This is a genomic window from Halomonas sp. M1 (assembly GCF_029581375.1).
GTDB lineage: Bacteria > Pseudomonadota > Gammaproteobacteria > Pseudomonadales > Halomonadaceae > Vreelandella.
Map to the genome: position 1 here is coordinate 2,933,212 of NZ_CP121119.1, position 18,816 is coordinate 2,952,027.

Consider the following 18,816-nt stretch of genomic DNA (forward strand, 5'->3'; position numbering starts at 1 on the left):
GCCATGCAACATCTCTCAACAGGTGAACAACCTCTTGCACGCGCTCGTCCTGATCACCGGGACAAAGTGCGCCACGAAGACCTCATTAACGAGCGCGGCTTAGAGCACCTGATACATAGCCATGCGGAACAGCTTGATGCTGATGAAGACTATTGGTTTCGTCTACGCGGCCACAACCTAAATCCGCTGGTAGATGCCGCCAGTAGCCTGCTTGGCATGGTAGTGCGTGTTCGCCAGCTCGACAGTGCAGGCGATGTTGAACGCCTTTATCGCCAGGTGGTGGACGAGATTGCCGCCATTGAAATTGAACTCACAGAGCAAGGTTATGACCGGGCGACGTTGCTCGCTTATCGCTACGTACTGTGCTCGTTCATTGATGAAGCGGTCATGGGCATGCCCTGGGGGCGTCAGAGCAAGTGGGCAGAGCACTCGCTATTAACGCGTTTCCATAACGAAACCTGGGGTGGTGAGAAGGTGTTCTCAATCCTTTCACGCCTGCAGCAAGAGCCTCAGCGCTATCGCGACATGCTGGCGTTTATCTATCTGTGCCTGTGCCTTGGCTTTGAAGGCCGTTACCGTGTGATGTCTCACGGGCGTGATGAGTACGAGCAAATTGTGCGTGCCCTGGGCGACCAACTGGCAACGCTCGACCAGCCGCCTGAAGAGGCTCTGACGCAACCACTGCGCAATGTGGTGAACGGTCGGCAGCGACTGCGTACAGGGTTTCCGGTATGGGGCATTTTTGCTCTGTTTGGTATTGCCATGGTGTCGGTGTATTTGGGCTTGTCATGGTCACTTGACCAGCAGTCTGAACAAATTACCACGCTACTCAATCAAATTTACCGATAGGAGATACCATGCTCAGGGTAGAGCTTCCGGCGCTTATAAGCCGTTTAAACGTGATCGCTCGCCAAGGACTCGAACAGGCAGCTGTGTTATGCGCGCAGCAGCAGGCGCCCGAGGTCACCGTTGCTCATTTGCTGCAGGCACTGCTGGATCAGCCGCTATGCGACGTGCGCTGCTTATGCGAAACATTCGATATCGATGCCGCTGAGCTGCGAGCTCAACTCGCTGAAGATATGCGTCCACCGCGTGATCTTGAGGTCACCACCCCTAGCTTTTCACCGCTGCTGGTGGAGCTACTTCAAGATGCTTGGCTGCTGGGTACCACTGAATACCAGCACAGCGAGCTGCGCAGTGGCGCCATCTTTACCGCCCTGCTGTATAGCCCTGAGCGCTATTTAGGCGCAGGCTCTGTTCGCCTGTTGGCAGACATCAACCGTGAAAATTTACGCCGCCATTTCGAGCGTTTAACGGCCGAATCCGCCGAAGCACCTCAAGACAATGCAGTGCCAGGCCAGCGTGCGGCGTCCCCTGGCAGTACTGATGACAGCGCATTGGGACGCTTTGCCACGTCGCTGACTGAACAAGCGCGCCGGGGTGAGCTTGACCCGGTACTGGGGCGTGATCCGGAAATTGACCAGATGCTCGATATCCTAGGGCGTCGGCGCAAGAACAACCCCATTGTGATTGGTGATGCAGGGGTGGGCAAAAGTGCCGTAGTGGAAGGTTTGGCCGCACGCATTGTGGCCGGGCAAGTACCTGCTGCTCTGGCGGATGTTGAGTTACTGACCCTCGATTTAGGTGCGCTCCAGGCCGGTGCGGCGGTGAAAGGTGAATTTGAAAAGCGTCTGAAGGCCGTCATTGACGAGGTCAAAAACGCCCCACGCCCAACGCTACTGTTTATTGATGAAGCGCACACCTTAATTGGGGCTGGTAACCAGGAAGGGGGCGGTGACGCGGCCAACCTGCTTAAACCTGCCTTGGCACGGGGCGAGCTACGTACCATCGCCGCCACCACTTGGCGTGAGTACAAGAAGTACTTTGAAAAAGACCCGGCGCTTTCACGTCGCTTCCAACCTATTGCCCTGGCCGAGCCTAGTGTTGATCAAGCGCTGGTGATTCTACGCGGCCTGCGCGATGTGTATGAGCGCGCCCACGGCGTGTTGATTGGCGACAGCGGTTTGCGCGCAGCCGCAGCGCTTTCTGCCCGTTATTTGGCGGGTCGGCAGTTACCTGATAAAGCCATCGATGTACTGGATACTGCCTGCACACGATTAGCCCAAGCGTTAGATACGCCGCCACGCAAGCTTAGCCATTTGCAAAGTGAGCACACCGCTGCGTTGCGTGAGCGTTACCAGGTGGAGCGCGAACGCCTGCTGGGGCGGGAGCCTGACAGCGAACTCCACCACGAGCTAACCGAGCGTTTAGCCAAATTGGAAGACGAGTTGGCTAGCCTAGAAGCCGCTTGGAAAGTCCAGCGTGAGTGTGTGGATGCCATTGTGTCGATGCATCGCCAGCTGTTAGCAGCGAAAGAGGGCGATGAAGCTGAGCCATTGCCGGAAGGCATCCATCAAGAGCTTGCCGAGCGTGAGCAACAGTTAGCGCAGCTTCAAGAGTCTTTCGCGTTGGTCAACCCAAGCGTAGAAGAAGCACAGATTGCCCAGGTAATCGGCGATTGGACCGGCGTGCCGGTCGAACGCATGACCAGCGACGAGCTAACCCGCCTTACTGAGCTACCCACGCACCTGGGGGCATTAATCCAAGGCCAGGGCAGTGCGATTGAGCGTATCCATCGTCATTTGCTGACCGCGCGAGCGGATCTTCGCCGCCCCGGCCGCCCCCTGGGCGCGTTCCTGTTGGTAGGCCCCAGTGGCGTGGGTAAAACCGAAACCGTGGTGCAAATTGCTGACCAGCTGTATGGCGGTCGCCAGTTTCTTACCACTATTAATATGTCTGAGTACCAGGAAAAGCACACCGTTTCACGCTTGATTGGTTCACCCCCGGGCTATGTCGGGTTTGGCGAAGGCGGGCTATTAACCGAAGCGATTCGTCAGCGCCCCTACTCGGTGGTGCTGCTGGATGAAGTCGAAAAAGCTCACCCGGATGTGCTGAACCTGTTCTACCAGGCCTTTGATAAGGGTGAGCTGGCCGATGGCGAAGGGCGCGTGATCGACTGTAAAAACGTGCTGTTCTTCCTAACCTCCAACCTGGGCTATGAAGCAATTGTCAGCTACGGCGATGACCCCGCCGCGCTGGATGCGGCGCTCTACCCGGTACTGGCGGAATTCTTCAAGCCAGCGCTATTAGCACGTATGGAAGTCGTGCCTTATATGCCGCTTGATGGCGACACCCTGCGCGAGATTGTGAAGGCCAAGCTGGATACCTTAGCTAACCGTATTCGCGAACGTCATCGCCAGGCAGAAGTGGTGCTTGATGACAGCCTGGCCGAAGCGATCTGTAAACGTGCCACGCGTAGTGAAAATGGCGCGCGGATGCTGGAGTCTGTGATTGATGGCGAACTGCTGCCGCCGCTTTCCCGTGCGCTGCTTGAACGCATGGCAAAGCGTGAACAGGTGACCAAGGTAGCGTTAGGTGTGGATGCCGAACAGGGCACCTTTACCGCGGAGGTGGCGTGACATCATGACGCTTCAAGCCATCGACGCCTTTGCTGCCAGCAGGGCATGCTTATCATCGCCACTTGCCGCTATGCCCATCGCGTTAACTCTGGTGGAAAGCGGCAATGCCGAAGTGTTGCGTAAGCGCGCAGCGCAGATACTGTGCGATGGCTTGGCGCTTGACTGCGCAGAGTGCCTGTTTGTAGAAGGCAGCGGACGTTGGCTTGGTCGCGATGGTGACTCGGTGCAGTTTGATTGCAGCGATTTTAGCCACCCTTATGCACACGTGATCCGCAGCGGTAAATCGCTCACGTTAAGCGTTGGTGATGCGCGTACACGCTTGGATCACGCTGGCTTTCAGGCCCAGGTCGCCAACTTAGGAGCCAAAAAACGGCTTCAAGTAAGGCCTTTGCGCGCCAAGGACGGTGAGCAAGAGTGGCTAGGGGTGCTGTTGATGGTGGGTGACGGCAACACGTTTAGCACCCTCAATGATGACCCCGGCATGACAGCATTTGAGGAGCTGCTGTGCCAGCTGTGGGCGCGCTTGTCCCGGGAGCAGGGAGAGCGACACCGCTCGCGGGCACTACGCGATTCGCTCGCCAAGCTCAACGATGGCGCGCGCCGCCAAGCGTTGGCAGAGCAGTTAGCCGACGATCTGCTGGGCCAATCCTCTGCCATGCAAACACTGCGTCAACAGGTGGTTCGGGCGGCAGAAACTAACTTGGCCGTGCTGCTACAAGGTGAGACAGGTACCGGGAAAGACCGCGTGGCGAGGGCATTGCACCAGCTTTCGGCCCGATCAAAAGGCCCTTTTATGGCCATTAACTGCGCGGCGATTCCTGAATCACTGCTGGAGTCTGAGCTGTTTGGTCATGCCAAAGGGGCGTTTTCAGGCGCTGATCATGCCCAGGAAGGACTGATCAGCCAAGCCGACGGCGGTACGCTGTTTCTGGATGAGATCGGCGATATGCCGCTGGCGTTGCAGGCCAAGCTATTAAGGGTGCTTGAAAGCGGGCGTTACCGACCGCTTGGGGCCAGCGAAGAACGCTGTGCTGATCTGCGCTTAGTGGCGGCTACACATCAGCCGCTGCGCGAGCAGATTCGAGCCCAACATTTCCGCGCTGACCTTTACTACCGGTTAGGACAATTTCCGCTCACTTTGCCACCTTTGGAAGAGCGGCGTGACGACATTGCCCTGCTAGCACAATCTTTCATTAGCGACTTTTGTGCCCGGGAAACGCGCGACGAGATGGGGATTACCCCGGCTGCGCTGCGCTTATTACAGCGACGGGAATACCCCGGCAATGTGCGTGAGTTGAAGAACTTGATTGATTACGCCTGCGCCATGACTCCGCAAGGGGCGGATATTGATGCCTATGTCTTCCCGAACGAGCAAACGTTTCCGGGCGAACAAGGCTTTCCTGGCGAAAGCGATGGGCAGGTGGCCTCAGCGTCTCAAGGCAATAATTCGGGGCTCTCCATGGGGCTCTCTTTGCCCAATGATATCGACGACTTGCGGCAAACGCTTCGCGACGTTGAAACCGCCATCATCCGACAGCGGTTAATGCATTTTGGTGGCAATCGCGCCCAAGCCGCAGCAAGCCTCGGCTTACCTAAGCGAACACTGGCACATAAATGTCAGCTGCTAGAACTGGATACCAAATGAAAGAGAGATTACCAATCCGCCAGTGGTCGTGCTGGGTGCTACTCCTTATCGCGGGTTTGGGGAGTACAAGCGTACTAGCGGAACAGCACCAGGCAATGCTTGAAAGCGCGCTGGAGTGTGCAGATGAACCGTCGCGGTTAGAGCGGTTGAGCTGCTATGACAGCGTGTTTCAAACCGCCACCTCTTCCACTGAGGATCGAGAGCTACCGGATTTATGGTATGCAATCGAACGTCAGGAGAGGGATCGCGATAGCGACGACATTGGCTTGTTAGTGGGGCTCACTGGCGACGATGTGTTGATGAGTGTTCCCGCGCTGGGCACGACGCCCCCACGGCCGATCATGGTCATGGCTTGTGAAAAGCAGATCACTCGTTTCCAGCTGCATATGCCAGAGCCCATCGCTAATGCCCGCGTTGACCTACAGCTAACCGCGAGTGGCGCCACGATCCAGCAGCAGTGGCGAGTGCGTGATGGCGGGCATGTGATTAATGGCGGCCGAGGGTTACCCGCTATAGATACCTTGCGCCAACTGCTTAACGCCAACGAAGTCACCATTAGAAGCGATGTATCGAGCTTAAATAGCTTGCGCTTTGATATTGCCGACCTTCGCCAACTCATTCAGCCGCTACGCGAAGCGTGCCGTTGGTAAAGGAACAAACTATGCGTATTACTGCTGAAGTTCATCTGGATCCTTTATTAGCATCGCTGGCCGCGAACGAACAGGGCCCGCCGGTGGGGGAGTCGCTTGAAGAGTCGAGCGACTACATGGCTCTTGATGCTGAGATGATGAAAGTCGGTTCACTGCAGCACGCCAGTGTTGCCTGGGAAACCGCTGAAGCGTTGGCGATTCAAATGCTCAGTCAGCGTGGCAAAGACCTGAAAGTGCTAGGTCATTTACTGCACTGCTTACAGCATGATGGTAATGGCGTGCGCTTTGCGCTTTCGCTGCGTTTGCTGTCGCGAGCGCTTGAGCAGCCGTGGTGGGAGCACGCCTACCCGTTTAACGGCCCGCGCGGTGCCAAGCTACGCCCGCGGCTGTTTCAACAGTTTACTCAGCGCAGCGTCAAACTCGCCACTGGGCTTGATTTTCATAACGCTGAAGATGAGTTCGAGGCCTGTCAAAGCGCACTCACTGAGCTGCAGGCGCGAGCAAAGCAGTTCTCTTTGCCAGGGGATGCGCTAAGCGACTTAAACCGGCAGCTATTAGCGCAGCGCCCGGTTCAGCCGTCTTCTGCCAGCGGTGGCAGCAACGCTGGCGGCAAGGATGCAGGTAGCCAAGAGAGAGGCAGTAATGAGCAAGGCAGTATCCCGCCAGGTAGTCATCAAGCAAATAGTTCAGGCGCTACGCAGCCTGCGACCGCAAAGGCGCCAGAGCTGCGTTTAGAAGCGGGCAATGAGCGCTCTAATCGCCAAGCGCTGCTCAAAATGGCGGACTTCTTAAGTGAGCAGTCGCCGGGTGAACCGCTAGCATATCGCCTTCGCCGCTACGCAGTATGGAGCTCAATTCAGGCGCTACCTGGCTCTAAAGAAACGGGTAAAACCGAGCTAGCGCCGGTTTCCGCAGACCGTATTGCCGACTACCGGGAAGCACTTTCCCGCGGTGGTGACCACGAGCTATGGCAGCGTATCGAAAATAGTTTGGCGGTCAGCCCCTATTGGATAGAGGGCCATCGGCTTAGCGCTGGTTTGGCAAAGCAGTTAGGGCACCCGCGCTGTGCCGAGGCCATTCGCGATGAAGCACAGCGTTTTGTGGAGCGGCTACCGGGGATTGAAAAGCTGACATTTAACAACGGCGCAGGGTTCGTTGACGACGAAACTCAGCGCTGGCTTTACAGCAGTGCCTCAGGCGGTGGCGGTACAGGGGGTGGTGGTGAGGCATGGCAGGCGGGGCTAGAGGAAGCCCGTGGCGCGGTAGAAAGTGGCGATATAGGGGCAGCGTTAAAAGTGCTTGATCAAGGCTTAAGCGCTGCCCGATCACCGCGTGAAAGCACGTATTGGCGGTTAGCGAGTGCCGACCTATTGCACGAAAACGGGTTGGAAAGCCTCGCGCAGCAGCATTACCACACCTTGCATAAGACCGTTAAGGAGCTTGCGCTAGAGCAGTGGGAACCTTCGCTGGTATCGCGCCTTAGCGCAGCGGTTAAAGACACGCACTAATAATGTTCATCATTAAAGGGACGAGGGATAAAGGCTAATGTGGTCAACATTAAAATCAAAGCTAAGCCGCTGGGTGCCGGGTATGTCGAGGGCTCAGACGGCGCAAAACCGGGCCAATGCTCACGGTAACAAAGCCAAAGGGTTGTTAAGGCTTTCAACGCTGCTTTGGGCGGTGCTGCTGGTAGCGTTGGTCGTCGCGATTTGGTGGCTAGGGCCGAGCTGGGAAGTTCGCGGTGTAATGCCCCTCGCGCCGTTAACGAATCGTCTATTGGCCACACTAGCCGTAGTGACGGTGATCGCCGTGATTTGGGGCGTGCGCTTAGCACGACGCTTACGGGCGCTGGATGAAGAGCGCCAGCAGGAAGATGCTCGTCTCCAAGACCCGATCATGTCCCAAGTGGAGCGCCAAGAAGCGTCTCTTAACAGCGTGTTAAATGAAATTGCCGACAGCTTAGGCGGCGGCCATAGCAGCCGCTATCGCCTGCCTTGGTACTTGGTGATGGGGGTCGAAAACGCCGGTAAAACCAGCCTGATCAATCGCTCAGGGCAAAACTTTGCCCTCACCCACGTGATGAAAGCGTCTGGCCAGAGCAGCAAGCAAGGCCAGCTTGGCTTTGACTGGTGGATTGGCGATAAAGCGGTATTGATTGATCCTGACGGTGAACTGCTCACCCAAGGCGCCATGGAAGGTGGAGAGCCTCAGGAGCTTCAACGCAGGCTTTGGGATCACTTCGTTGATTGGCTGGAACGCAATCGCGCCCAGCGCCCCTTAGATGGTGTTGTACTGGTACTTGACCTTGCTCGTCTGAGTCATGCTCAAGTGGCGGTGCGTAAAGGTTATGCCGCGCTACTGCGCAGTCGTCTGCGAGAATTAATGGAGCGCCACGGCACCCGGCTGCCGGTTTACGTCACGTTTAGCAAAATGGACTTGCTGTACGGCTTTGATGACTTCTTCCGCCACTACTCCCGCGATGCGCGCCGGGCGCCGTTAGGGTTTACCTTTTCGCCAGCGTCCATGGATACGCTTGGGAAATGGGAGTCAGAGTTTGAGGCCGACTACGACGCCATGCTGGCGCGTCTAAATCAGCATCTGCCCACCATGCTGTCGGAGTGTCGCGACCGTGAAGAGCGCGAGTCGGTGTTCCGCTTTGTTCGCCAGTTGGCAGGCCTGCGCGATGTGCTGTTCGGCTTTCTGGCCGAGGCGCTATCCAGTGACCGATTCTCTACCGCGGCCATGGTGCGCGGCACGTACTTTACCTCGGTATATCAGCAGGGTGTTCCAGAAGACCCCTTTGTGGATGCCGCCGCTCGCCGTTACGGCATGGATGACAGTATTCAGCCCGCACACCGGGCAGCACGCAGTGCGCTTTATTTTACCGAAGAGCTATTTGATAAGGTCATTTACCCTGAGGCTGGCTTAGCCGGTGATAACGCCAGGGTGACAGAGCGTCGCCGTCGTGCGCGCAATATTAGCCTAGTGGCTTGTTTGATTATGGGCATAGGCCTGGTAGGGGGCTGGGCGCATTTCTACCAGAAAAACAGCGTGTCTCTGGCCGCGGTAGAAGAGCGGGCGGAAACGTTTTTAGCCGCACAGCCTGACGCCTTCCAAAGCGACGATCCCAGTGGTTACGAGTTTTTAGAACCGCTGGACAGATTGCGCTACGCGCTTGAAACTTTCGATGGTTACCGCACCCATACGCCCTATTTGGCCGATATGGGGCTATACCAGGGGCATATCATTGGTGCCCAGGTTGAACGTGCCTATTTGGCCATGCTTGAGCATCAATTCCTACCAGCGCTGATGATTGGCATCATGGACGACATGAACCGCGCTGAAGAAGGCAGCAATGCGAAGCTGGCACTGCTGCGCGTACTGCGCATGATGTCGGATGCCAGTGGTCGTCAGCCCGAGCGGGTAGAGCGCTATATGGCCCAGCGCTGGCAGGCCTATTTCCCCCAGCAGGGCGACGTTCAAGAGCGGCTGTTAACCCACCTAGGCTATGCCTTGGAGCACAGTGACCTAGAAGGCCATATTGCCCAAGGGCAGCAGCGCCCAGCTCAGGCAATGGCGCCGCTGCGTGGCAGCTTGGATGCGGCTCAAGAAGAGCTATCGCGTCAGCCAATTGATGAGCGTATATACGCTGCGTTAAAAGCAGCCGGTAGCCGCCAAGGCGAATCGCTGGATTTACGCCGCAGTGTGGGCACTATGTTTGATACCGTCTTTATGGCCCGCAACGATGAGCCAGAGCATGTGCGCCTGCCGCACTTGATTACCCGAGATGGCTTTGAGAACTACTTCTTACATGAGCTTGATCGAGCCACTGAACTGGCGCTTATCGATGTTTGGGTACTCGGGCAGCGTGACAATATCAACTTCAGCGATGCGGATAAGCAGCAGCTGCAAGCGGCCCTGCGTGAGCACTATGTCAGTGATTACCATGTCAGTTGGCGTGATGCGTTGCGCAATACCCAGTTAGTGCCTCTGCCGGATATTCATCAAGCCATTGTGGTCGCTGACGCACTGGTCGGTTCCCAGCGCCCGTTAGATAGATTACTGGCCGCCGTGGAGCGCAATACCAGCCTCTATCCTGAGTTGCCCGCTGATGACGAACAGGCCCGCGAGGCTCTGCGTCAATCCCAGCGCTATCAGCTGGCGCTTGCCATTGAGCAACCGTTCACACCGATCAACCAGTTGAGCCAGGCGCGTAACGACAACCCTTCTTCGCTAGAAGAAATCAAAGCAGCGGTAACCGACTTACGCGACTACTTACTCGAGATCGAAGAGTCTAGTAATGCTGAGCGTGCGGCCTTTATGAATGTGCGTGATCGGCTCTCGCTGCGGGGTAACGACCCCATTCTTAACCTCCAGCGTATTGCCGACAACACGCCTCAGCCGGTTGGCAACATGTTGCATGAGTTAGCTGGCCAGAGCTGGCAGCTAATGATGGTCAGCGCCACACGCCACCTAGAGCACCTCTGGCTTGACGACGTGGTCGCGCCTTATCAAGAGCGTTTGGCTGGCCGCTACCCCTTAGTACCGAGCGCCACTCAAGAAGTAGCCCTTAGTGACTTTGAGGACTTCTTCTCCCCAGGCGGTACCTTAGATACCTTTTATGAAGACAGCTTAAAGCCCTTTATTGAAGGTGCCCCTGAGTACCTAGTGGATGCCCAAGGCAATTCTCTACTGCGCGACAGCCTGCACCGTGCCGTACAACAGGCCGAACAGATCCGGCGTGCATACTTCAGCCGCGACGGCGCGTTGGACGTAGAGTTTGCCCTGGAACCGGTGAGCCTAAGCCCCGACAAACGGCGCAGTGTGATCAGCGTTGATGGGCAATTAATTGAATATGCCCACAGTGCCAGCCAGCGCGTCTCAATGATTTGGCCAAACGCCCTACGCGGTGGTACGGAAAGCCGTATCACCATGGTGCCCAGTGAAGTGAATCGCTCTCCGCGTAGCGTGGCACAAGATGGCGCCTGGGCTTGGTTCCGGTTATTGGAACAGGCCGATATCACCAGCGTGAGTGAGCGCGAGCTAGAGCTGCGTTTCAGTGTTGATGGCGGCACGATGCGCTATCGCCTGTTTGCCAACGGCGCACCCAACCCCTTCACGCGCCCACAAGCGGCAGGCTTCCAGCTGCCATCAGCACTTTACGCGGAGCGAGGCGGTGATGCTGACCAAACTTAAGCAGCTATTTACCTCCAGCGAACCTCGGCCTATAAGGCGCCACAAGCGCAATATAAAACGCTCGCGCGCCCTGGAAGAGGCGCGTAGCGAAGACATCGACAGCTTTATTGAGGCGGTTTATCAGGCTGATGCCAAGGGGCGCTCCCCTTGGGTGTTGCGAGATAAAAGCGTATTAGACACCTTGCGCCGGGCGTTGGAGTTCACCGTGCATCGCGGTCTATGGCTGCAGCGAGAGGACGGCCAGGTTCAGCACTGGCAGGGGCGGCTGCTTTCCCTGCGCCATGGCGAAGGGCCACCGCTCGGCATGGTGCTCGCTTGTCGGCCGGATGATGAAGCCGCCTGGCAACTGCGCTTTTTTTACATTAGCCAAGAGTGGAAAGGCAGCGGCCATGGCACACGGCTGCTAATGGCCGTAAGACGCAGCTTAAGCGGTGTACCGCTGCATACACGTTTGCCAATGGCCTGTCATACGGCCATTGAGAGTCTCGAAGCCGCAGGCTTTACCCGCCAATACGTCGATGCTTTTGAGGTTGCCAGCTACGAAGCCCCAGCAAAGTGGGACGAATAAGCGGGATCAGAATAAGGAGTATCAACATTGGGCCAGAAATTTGTATTAGTGGGTGATATCGGCACTGAACACGATGGTTTTCCACCGACACCGGTTATCGCGGGCAGTGGCACGGTGTTCATGGACGGTAAACCAGTCGCCAGGGTGGGCGACCCGTTAGAACCTCACGACAAACCCAAGCATCCGCCGCATCCACGTGCTATTGCGCAAGGTTCCAGCACGATTTTAATCGACGGCAAACCGGCGGCACTCACGGGCCACTCGGTGGATTGCGGCGGTGTAGTGATTGGCTCTGGTTCAGGAGAGGGGGCGACATAGCTGGGATTGGTGGCGTTTCTGCAATGGCATTTGCTGCTTCTATGGCGTCTACCGCAAGCTCTACTGTATCTGAGTCGGTTAACAGAGAGGCCTCTATATCTGCTAGTTCGTCGGTTTTGAGTGAAGCGGGCAAAGAGTAGCTCAAAGATGTTGAGCAACTGAGCTTAATGCCTTACGACGATCAAACTGGTGAAGAAATAAACCAGTGGGTGCCCGGAGCAACGATTGGATATGGGCACCTTATTTCACAACAAGAATGGCCTATTTATCAAAATGGCATTACGGCCGAGCAGGCGGATCAAGTTTTTGAGGATGACTTAACACCGTTCGTAAATACAGTAAATCGCATTATTAATGTACCCCTTGAGCCCCACCAATTAGATGCTGCTGTTATGCTCGCTTATAACATCGGTGTTGGCGGCTTTAGCTCATCTTCAGCGGTTAAGCTGATAAATGATCCCCAAGCTGAGACACCATACTCTTCCTTGGAAGACGCATGGAAGGCTTGGAATAAATCCCAAGGCCAAGTGAATCAAGGTCTAATAAATCGGCGCTCAGCAGAGTGGGAAATGTTTTCAAAGGGGGTGTACGAAAGATGGTGAATATTTTTAAAGGAGTTATAATTTTTTTTGCTTTTCCTCCTTTAGTTTTTACTAATGCAGAGGCCATTGAAAAAGAGGGTGCTCTTGAGAAGCTTTATGGTGTCTATTTTGTCGCCAATATAGAACGCTACCGTGGCGGCTTAGTGAGTAATGAAGAGGCTTTTAGACATTTAAATTCTTTAGTGGTAATAAAGGAGGATGAGTTTTCTTTTTTAGATAGGGCTTTTTATGGAAAACCTATTTATGACATTGAAGTTCACGCCATACAGAATGAAGAGGGAAATGTTCCAAGGGCAGATGAACGATTTGGTAATTTCTATGGCTATGGTCAAGAAAGAGAAAATATAAGAACGCTGACCGTGGATGGAAAAAAGCTAAATGAGCCTCCTTATATATTTGAAGTTGTTGAGGATATGCTTTGGTTTTTTTCAGATGGTTGGTTCTACAGGCTTGAAAAACATTCAACTGATGATAGCCCGCTTTCTTTTAATAAGAACGCTGATACCTGCTTAAGCAATCAAATTCAAGGATGACGCCATGACAGGGCTGCAATTTACCTTAACGCTACCCAGCGTTGGTAATCCCCCATTTTTAGAGGGCTTCAAAAGTAGATCTCAGGCCATCATGGCCAACTTCTGTTGAGGAGTGATTCCTCCGAGCCCTATGTTAGGCCGTTCGTGATTGTAGTGCCAGAGCCAGCGAGTAGCATAATCTTGGACGTCTTCAATGCTATCGGACAGATGCTTTGCCAGCCAGTCGTAACGCACCGTGCGGTTTTAGCGTTCGATATAGGCATTCTGCTGGGGTTTGCCGGGCTGGATAAACGCCAACACAATACCTTAGTTTTCCGCCCAGTTCGCCAGCTTGCCGCTGATGTGTTCAGGGCCGTTGTCACAGCGAATAGAGCGCGGTTTGCCCCGCCACTCAATGATCTGTTCCAGTGATCGGATAACACGCTCTGTAGGAAGCGAGAAGTCTACTTCGATGCCAAGGCCTTCGCGGTTGAAGTTATCAATCACATTCAGCAAACGGTAGCTGCGACCATCGTTGAGCTGATCATGCATGAAATCCATCGACCAACTGTCATTGATCATTTCCGGCACGGCCAACGGCTCCGGCTTTTCACGAACCAGGCGTTTCTTGGGTTTTATCCTCAGGTTCAGTTCCAGCTCCCGATAAATTCGGTAAACCCGTTTGTGATTCCAGCCAAACCCTTTGACGTTTCTCAGGTGCAAAAAGCACAGGCCGAAGCCCCAATTTCGCTGGTTATGAGTCAACCGGATCAGCCAGTCGGCAATCTCTGCATTCTCGCTGTTGAGCTTGGCCCGGTAGCGATAGCAGGTCTCGCTGATGCTGAACATCCAGCAAGCCAACCGAATACTGATACGCTTCTCATTGACAGCTTTCTGCGCCATCTCACGGCGTCGAGACGGCTTCACCACTTTTTTTCGATGGCTTCCTTGAGGATGTCCGCTTTCAATCGTTCCTCAGCGTACATTTTCTTGAGCCGTCGGTTTTCATCCTCTAGCTCTTTCAGCCGAGCCATCATGGACGCATCCATGCCGCCGAACTTGGCCCGCCACTTATAAAAGCTAGCACTGCTCATGCCGTGCTCACGACAGAGCTCAGGCACCGGTACGCCGCTCTCAGCTTGCTTCAGAATTGCCATGATCTGGCTGTCGGAAAAACGTGATTTTTCATGCAGAATCTCCCTGCATTTAGCTTACGGAAAATTCTACTTTTGAGCACCCTGGTTTTTTGGGGGGATTACCATGCCTAATGGGGAAACATTTCATAAGCAGTGCGGGGAAGCTGTCCGCTGGCGGTCTCGCCATAGGCAGGCGAACATCCATAAAAACACCGGTACGTTCATTAATAGCCCATAAAGCAGGGGAACCAAACCGATGCCGGGTTGCTGAAGCAGCGTAAAAGCGACCATCATAGCTACCCCCGCATTTTGCACGCCAACCTCAACAGTAATGGCGCGGGCACTGGTATGTGGTAGGCGTAAGCGGCGTGCCACTTGGTGGCCCAACGCCATGCTCAACACGCAAAGTAGCAGCACCGCCAATGTTTCAACGCTGAGCAGCGGGGGTAGGCGCTGAGCATGGCTAACGAATAGCGCGACCACCACCCCAATCATCGCCACGCCAGTTAACACCTTTATTTTGGGCAGTAGCCAGTTCAGCAGTGTTTCCTTTAGTAAGCATCGCAGGAGCATGCCCGCGAGAACAGGCACCAGGGTCACTAGCAGCAGCTTGCCTACGGTTGGCCAGTAGGGGAGGCTTAGTCCGGCACTGCTTAAGCCGAGAAATTCTAGGTTCCAGCCCATAATCAACGGCAGCGTAAAGGGGGCAAGTACCGCCGCAATGGCGGTTAAACTGACGGATAACGCTAAATCTCCCTGTACGAGATAACTGAACATGTTTGAGGTTGCCCCCCCAGGCACCAGCGATACCAGCAACAATCCAGCCGCAGCTAACGGCGAAAGCGGCAGCAAGGCTACTATGCCCCATGCGAGCAACGGCAATGCCAGTATCTGTAGGCTGGTGCCTAGCATTAAGCGGCCTGGGTGGCGACAGGTGTGTAGAAAGTCGTTTTTAGTCAGATTCAGGCCCATGGTCATCATCACACCGGCCAATACCCAGGGAAGCAGTACTTGGGACAACCACTCCGATAACATAGCAATTCCTTAAAAATAGGACAGGCGAAAAGCTTATACCCTCTTAACACACGCTTACCAAGGCACGCTGCGGCGCCCGGTTTGAAACGCCACTACCTTTTGATAAATATCTTTCGCTCGTTCAATCGCGTCTTGTTCCATCTCATCGGTGGTGATAGCTCGGTTGCCACTGCTTCCGTTACTTTTAAGTAGCGTCTGAACATCGGCGCGGTAGCGCTCCAGAAGGTGTTCCAGATTGGTGAGGGTGGCCTGCAGTTCCAGCGTGAATGCTCGACGCTGCTCTAAACGGGTATGTAAATCGTTAGGATTCTTAGCCGTATCAATCAACGCATCTAGCGTGTTATTGACTAGTGTTTGCGCCCGGTGCAACCGGGGGATAATAATGTACACGACGTCGTACAGGTGAACGGGTGACGCATAATTATTCATAAGATGCAGGTGCTTATAAGCATTGAGTAGCAGGTAACGTTGGCATTTTACCCGTCCACAGCCGTTACGCTAGCGCAACCAGGTAAAAACTAAACTAAAAGAACGCGGCGCGTTGCAGCACGCCCCTGGCTCAATATGCAGCGTAAACCTCATGTTGGTTGGAGTGACGCTCGCGGGCGATATAAGCGTTTAAGAGAGGTGTAGGGGCGCGCTCATTAATAGATCCGGAAGCTGCTGCAGTTCATGTAGCGGCATGGGGCGTGCAAATAAGTACCCTTGAAGCAGGTCGCAGTGCCTGCGTGATAAATCTTGCTGCTGTTCTGCCGTTTCAATGCCTTCGGCGACCACTATCATATCCATATGATGCGCCATGGTGATAACGCCTTGTACAATCGCCGCCATGCGGCGGTTTTTTTGAGCCTCTTGTACAAATCTGCGGTCTAGTTTGACTTTATGAGTGGGCAAATCGCATAAGTAACTTAGGCTTGAAAAGCCGGTGCCAAAGTCATCTAAAGCTATACGTACGCCCATGGAAGTAAGGGTCTCCATCAGTGCAATAATGGGGCCTGTTCCGTCTAGTAGTACGCTCTCTGTTACCTCCAGCTCAAGCTGCTCCGCCTGTAATCCAGATATGTACAAGGCGTGTTTCACTTCATCAAGAAAGCCTTCCCGGCAAAACTGTAATGAAGAAATATTAACGGCAACGGGGAGTATGCGCTCACTCTGGGCATTGAGCGCTGCTATATCCCGGCAGGCTTGCAGGAGCACCCAGCGCCCCAGGGGAATGATCTGCCCGGTTTGCTCTGCTAGGGGAATAAACTCACCTGGGGATACCAAGCCCAGGCTCGGGTGTTGCCAACGAACTAGGGCTTCGACGCTGCGTATGCGTCCGCTGACGGCATCCACTATAGGTTGGTAGTGAAGTACAAAATCCCCAGCTGAGAGTGCGGTATGCAGCTCGTGACGCATGGCCACATTGTACTTAACGTTTTCGGCTTTACGACCCCGGTACCACTGCCACGTGTTTCGCCCCTGCCGTTTGGCTTGCTCTAGCGCTAAGTCGGCGTGTTGTAGCAAGCTGTAAGGCTCTTGAATAGAAGGCGTATGGCAAGCAATGCCAATGCTGGCGCTGATATGTATCAGCTCTCCTTCCAGGGCAACGGGTTCTGCCAGGGTGGTTAAAATACGCTCAGCTAAGCTAACAATTGCAGCGGTGTGCCCCTTTTTAACTGCTAGAAGAATGGCAAATTCGTCCCCTACTAGGCGAGCCAGCATATCTGGGTGGCTAATCATCCCTTCAAGGCGGCGGGCAACCGTCACTAATACTTGATTAGCGACCAGGTGTCCCAGCCCATCGTTAATGGCTTTAAATCCGTCCAGATTAAGATGTAGAACTGCTAAGGTGCCGTGGTTTCCCCGCTGGTGTTGCTCAAATACGGTGGATAGCTGCTCGGTAAACGCTGAGTAGTTGGGCAAGTCGGTGAGCAAATCATGCGTGGCCTGGTAGGCCAGTTTTGCTTCCTGCTTTTTCTCGTGCGTAATGTCCTGGTGGATGCCGATGTAGTGCGTGCAGTTGCCCCCAGGGTCGAAGACGGGGCTAACGACAAGATGGTTCCAGAAGGGCTGCCCATTTTTACGGTAATGGAGCAGGGTAATACTGATATCGCGCTTTTCGCGCATCGCGTCTCGTATGGCTTCAGTCGCTTCGGGCCCGGTATCAGGGCCGCGTAGAAAACGGCTATTGTTGCCGATAACCTCGTCAGGTGTGTAGCCGGTAATACGATAGAAAGCGGGATTAGCGAAGACGATAGGCATGCCGTTTTGCTGCGCATCCACCATGATAATGCCGCTGGGGCTGGCTTCCATGCCTCTTTTTAGCAGTCTTAATTCATCGGTTTGCTTATTTCGGGTAGTAACGTCTCTGCATATGCCATAAACACCTACAATGATGTCATCAATAATCACTGGGAAATTAGTGATTTCCAGCGAGTAGTAGTGCCCATTGGCATGCCTTCCCAGGGTTTCGTAGGTGATGGCCTCGCCACGGCAAGCGGTGTTAAACGCTTGTTGGGTTGATTCGCGAAAATTGGGCGCGATGAATTGGCTAAAGTGTAAGCCGATAAGCTCGGATGTATCGTAGCCCGTAATGCGCTCTAGCGCGGTATTACAACGTTGAAAATGACCCTCAAGGTTGAATTCATACACACCGTCAGGGTGGTTAACAAACAGTGAGCGGTGCCATTCTGATTGCATGCGGTGCTGCTGTTTATCGCGGTGGCGCAGCAACACAAGGGCCGCGAGACTGGCGCTGCGGGCAAGGTGGTTCTGCTCTTCTTGCGTGGGTGAGGCAGGGTGCCTGTAATAAGTGGCGAAGGTGCCGAGTAACTCCCCCTGAGTCGAGAGAATAGGCACTGACCAGCAGGCCCGAAGCCCCTCTGCTAAGGCTCCTTCCTTAAAGGCTGTCCAGTGGGGTTCTAGGTCAATATCTTCAGTCACCACTAGCTGTTTTTCAAAAGCAGCTCTTCCGCATGTCCCCACCGCTGGACCAATCATAAGCGCTTGCATGTAGGCAGTGTAGGCGGGTGAGAAGTGGCGGTTAGCAACCAAACTTAAGGTATTGTTAGCCGGGTCAAAGCGCATGATAGAAACCAGCGCTTGGGGCAGCATACGTTCTGCCCATTCGGCTACCGCTGCCAATGTTTTAGTAAGAGGAGCGCCCGCAGCGGCGAGATCGTGGATTTCCTGTTGAGCTTCGAGTAAGGGATATTCGTGGTACATAAAATGCCCCGGGTATTTAAAATCTAATGATTTTCATTGTTATAGGTGCTGGCTGCGGAAACTACGATTAACATCATGTAATTAAGCCTAAAGAATGGCAATCAAAAAAGGCTAATAATGTTTAATTTAGTTGCTTTGGACGAATTGTTGATGGCGTTTTTCCTTGTTTTAAGAATGAGATAATTAATCATCAATAAGCATTAAAAGGGGTTGGGCGAGGTGAGAGCATGCCCCAAAGCTATCTAGCCCTAAAAAACTTGTTTCGTCATACTGCCTCAGAACGCTAAGTTTTAATATGTGGTAGGTAGTTATGGAGCGCTATGGCAACGCTATAAAAGGCTTATCGGTACGCGAAAATCGTGAGACGCACGCCGATATATTGACCAAGCTCATGGTCGGCCACCGTGTCGCCATCCTCGGGTTCCAGAATAAAAGAGCGAATTAAGACACTCTCCTGCTGGGTACTGG

Annotated in this window: 13 protein-coding genes and 1 pseudogene; 10 read left to right on the forward strand and 4 right to left on the reverse strand. The window is 54.3% G+C overall.

The window, feature by feature from the left end:
* The first annotated feature begins 3 nt into the window (after window positions 1–3).
* The 10 genes from icmH (at window position 4) to P8S54_RS13580 (ending at window position 12,991) form a co-directional block, all read left to right on the forward strand.
* The gene (icmH, locus tag P8S54_RS13535) at window positions 4–849 is read left to right on the forward strand and encodes a type IVB secretion system protein IcmH/DotU (RefSeq protein ID WP_281442147.1); all 846 of its coding nucleotides are present in this window, start codon (window positions 4–6) and stop codon (window positions 847–849) included.
* An 8-nt stretch (window positions 850–857) separates the two neighbouring features.
* Window positions 858–3,479: a type VI secretion system ATPase TssH gene (gene tssH, locus P8S54_RS13540; protein ID WP_281442148.1), complete on the forward strand. Its 2,622-nt coding sequence runs from the start codon at window positions 858–860 to the stop codon at window positions 3,477–3,479.
* Window positions 3,480–3,483: 4 nt separating this feature from the next.
* On the forward strand, window positions 3,484–5,124 hold the full coding sequence (locus P8S54_RS13545; RefSeq protein WP_281442149.1) for a sigma-54 dependent transcriptional regulator: 1,641 nt from the start codon (window positions 3,484–3,486) through the stop codon (window positions 5,122–5,124).
* The gene (gene vasI / locus P8S54_RS13550; protein ID WP_281442150.1) at window positions 5,121–5,774 is read left to right on the forward strand and encodes a type VI secretion system-associated protein VasI; all 654 of its coding nucleotides are present in this window, start codon (window positions 5,121–5,123) and stop codon (window positions 5,772–5,774) included. Before P8S54_RS13545 ends, vasI begins: the two co-directional genes overlap by 4 nt.
* Before the next feature lie 11 nt (window positions 5,775–5,785).
* Window positions 5,786–7,282, forward strand: a complete 1,497-nt coding sequence (gene tssA, locus P8S54_RS13555) for a type VI secretion system protein TssA (RefSeq protein ID WP_281442151.1) — start codon at window positions 5,786–5,788, stop codon at window positions 7,280–7,282.
* Window positions 7,283–7,319: 37 nt separating this feature from the next.
* Window positions 7,320–10,970 (forward strand): type VI secretion system membrane subunit TssM, encoded by a 3,651-nt coding sequence (gene tssM, locus P8S54_RS13560; RefSeq protein ID WP_281442152.1) that lies wholly within the window; start codon window positions 7,320–7,322, stop codon window positions 10,968–10,970.
* On the forward strand, window positions 10,954–11,538 hold the full coding sequence (locus P8S54_RS13565; protein ID WP_281442153.1) for a GNAT family N-acetyltransferase: 585 nt from the start codon (window positions 10,954–10,956) through the stop codon (window positions 11,536–11,538). Before tssM ends, P8S54_RS13565 begins: the two co-directional genes overlap by 17 nt.
* A gap of 27 nt (window positions 11,539–11,565) precedes the next feature.
* Window positions 11,566–11,856, forward strand: coding sequence for a type VI secretion system PAAR protein (locus tag P8S54_RS13570; protein WP_281442154.1), 291 nt, complete (start codon window positions 11,566–11,568; stop codon window positions 11,854–11,856).
* A 167-nt stretch (window positions 11,857–12,023) separates the two neighbouring features.
* Window positions 12,024–12,458, forward strand: a complete 435-nt coding sequence (locus P8S54_RS13575; RefSeq protein ID WP_281442155.1) for a lysozyme — start codon at window positions 12,024–12,026, stop codon at window positions 12,456–12,458.
* Entirely contained in the window at window positions 12,452–12,991 is a 540-nt protein-coding gene (locus P8S54_RS13580) for a hypothetical protein (RefSeq protein WP_281442156.1), read from the forward strand. Before P8S54_RS13575 ends, P8S54_RS13580 begins: the two co-directional genes overlap by 7 nt.
* An 81-nt stretch (window positions 12,992–13,072) precedes the next feature.
* Here the strand turns inward: P8S54_RS13580 and P8S54_RS13585 are convergent.
* The 4 genes and pseudogenes from P8S54_RS13585 to P8S54_RS13600 form a co-directional block, all read right to left on the reverse strand.
* A pseudogene (locus P8S54_RS13585) lies at window positions 13,073–14,127 on the reverse strand (IS3 family transposase).
* Between the two features lie 123 nt (window positions 14,128–14,250).
* Complete coding sequence (locus P8S54_RS13590; protein ID WP_281442157.1) at window positions 14,251–15,141, reverse strand: bile acid:sodium symporter family protein; 891 nt, start codon at window positions 15,139–15,141, stop codon at window positions 14,251–14,253.
* A gap of 54 nt (window positions 15,142–15,195) precedes the next feature.
* Window positions 15,196–15,570 (reverse strand): hypothetical protein, encoded by a 375-nt coding sequence (locus P8S54_RS13595; RefSeq protein WP_281442158.1) that lies wholly within the window; start codon window positions 15,568–15,570, stop codon window positions 15,196–15,198.
* A gap of 189 nt (window positions 15,571–15,759) precedes the next feature.
* The gene (locus P8S54_RS13600; protein WP_281442159.1) at window positions 15,760–18,348 is read right to left on the reverse strand and encodes an EAL domain-containing protein; all 2,589 of its coding nucleotides are present in this window, start codon (window positions 18,346–18,348) and stop codon (window positions 15,760–15,762) included.
* Between the last annotated feature and the right edge of the window lie 468 nt (window positions 18,349–18,816).

What these genes read in the sequence shown, in the direction of transcription:
- icmH (WP_281442147.1), top strand. Translation starts at nt 4, where the DNA reads ATGCAACATCTCTCAACAGGTGAACAACCTCTTGCACGCGCTCGTCCT.
- tssH (WP_281442148.1), top strand. Translation starts at nt 858, where the DNA reads ATGCTCAGGGTAGAGCTTCCGGCGCTTATAAGCCGTTTAAACGTGATC.
- P8S54_RS13545 (WP_281442149.1), top strand. Translation starts at nt 3,484, where the DNA reads ATGACGCTTCAAGCCATCGACGCCTTTGCTGCCAGCAGGGCATGCTTA.
- vasI (WP_281442150.1), top strand. Translation starts at nt 5,121, where the DNA reads ATGAAAGAGAGATTACCAATCCGCCAGTGGTCGTGCTGGGTGCTACTC.
- tssA (WP_281442151.1), top strand. Translation starts at nt 5,786, where the DNA reads ATGCGTATTACTGCTGAAGTTCATCTGGATCCTTTATTAGCATCGCTG.
- tssM (WP_281442152.1), top strand. Translation starts at nt 7,320, where the DNA reads ATGTGGTCAACATTAAAATCAAAGCTAAGCCGCTGGGTGCCGGGTATG.
- P8S54_RS13565 (WP_281442153.1), top strand. Translation starts at nt 10,954, where the DNA reads ATGCTGACCAAACTTAAGCAGCTATTTACCTCCAGCGAACCTCGGCCT.
- P8S54_RS13575 (WP_281442155.1), top strand. Translation starts at nt 12,024, where the DNA reads ATGCCTTACGACGATCAAACTGGTGAAGAAATAAACCAGTGGGTGCCC.
- P8S54_RS13580 (WP_281442156.1), top strand. Translation starts at nt 12,452, where the DNA reads ATGGTGAATATTTTTAAAGGAGTTATAATTTTTTTTGCTTTTCCTCCT.
- P8S54_RS13590 (WP_281442157.1), bottom strand. Translation starts at nt 15,141, where the DNA reads ATGTTATCGGAGTGGTTGTCCCAAGTACTGCTTCCCTGGGTATTGGCC.
- P8S54_RS13595 (WP_281442158.1), bottom strand. Translation starts at nt 15,570, where the DNA reads ATGAATAATTATGCGTCACCCGTTCACCTGTACGACGTCGTGTACATT.
- P8S54_RS13600 (WP_281442159.1), bottom strand. Translation starts at nt 18,348, where the DNA reads ATGTACCACGAATATCCCTTACTCGAAGCTCAACAGGAAATCCACGAT.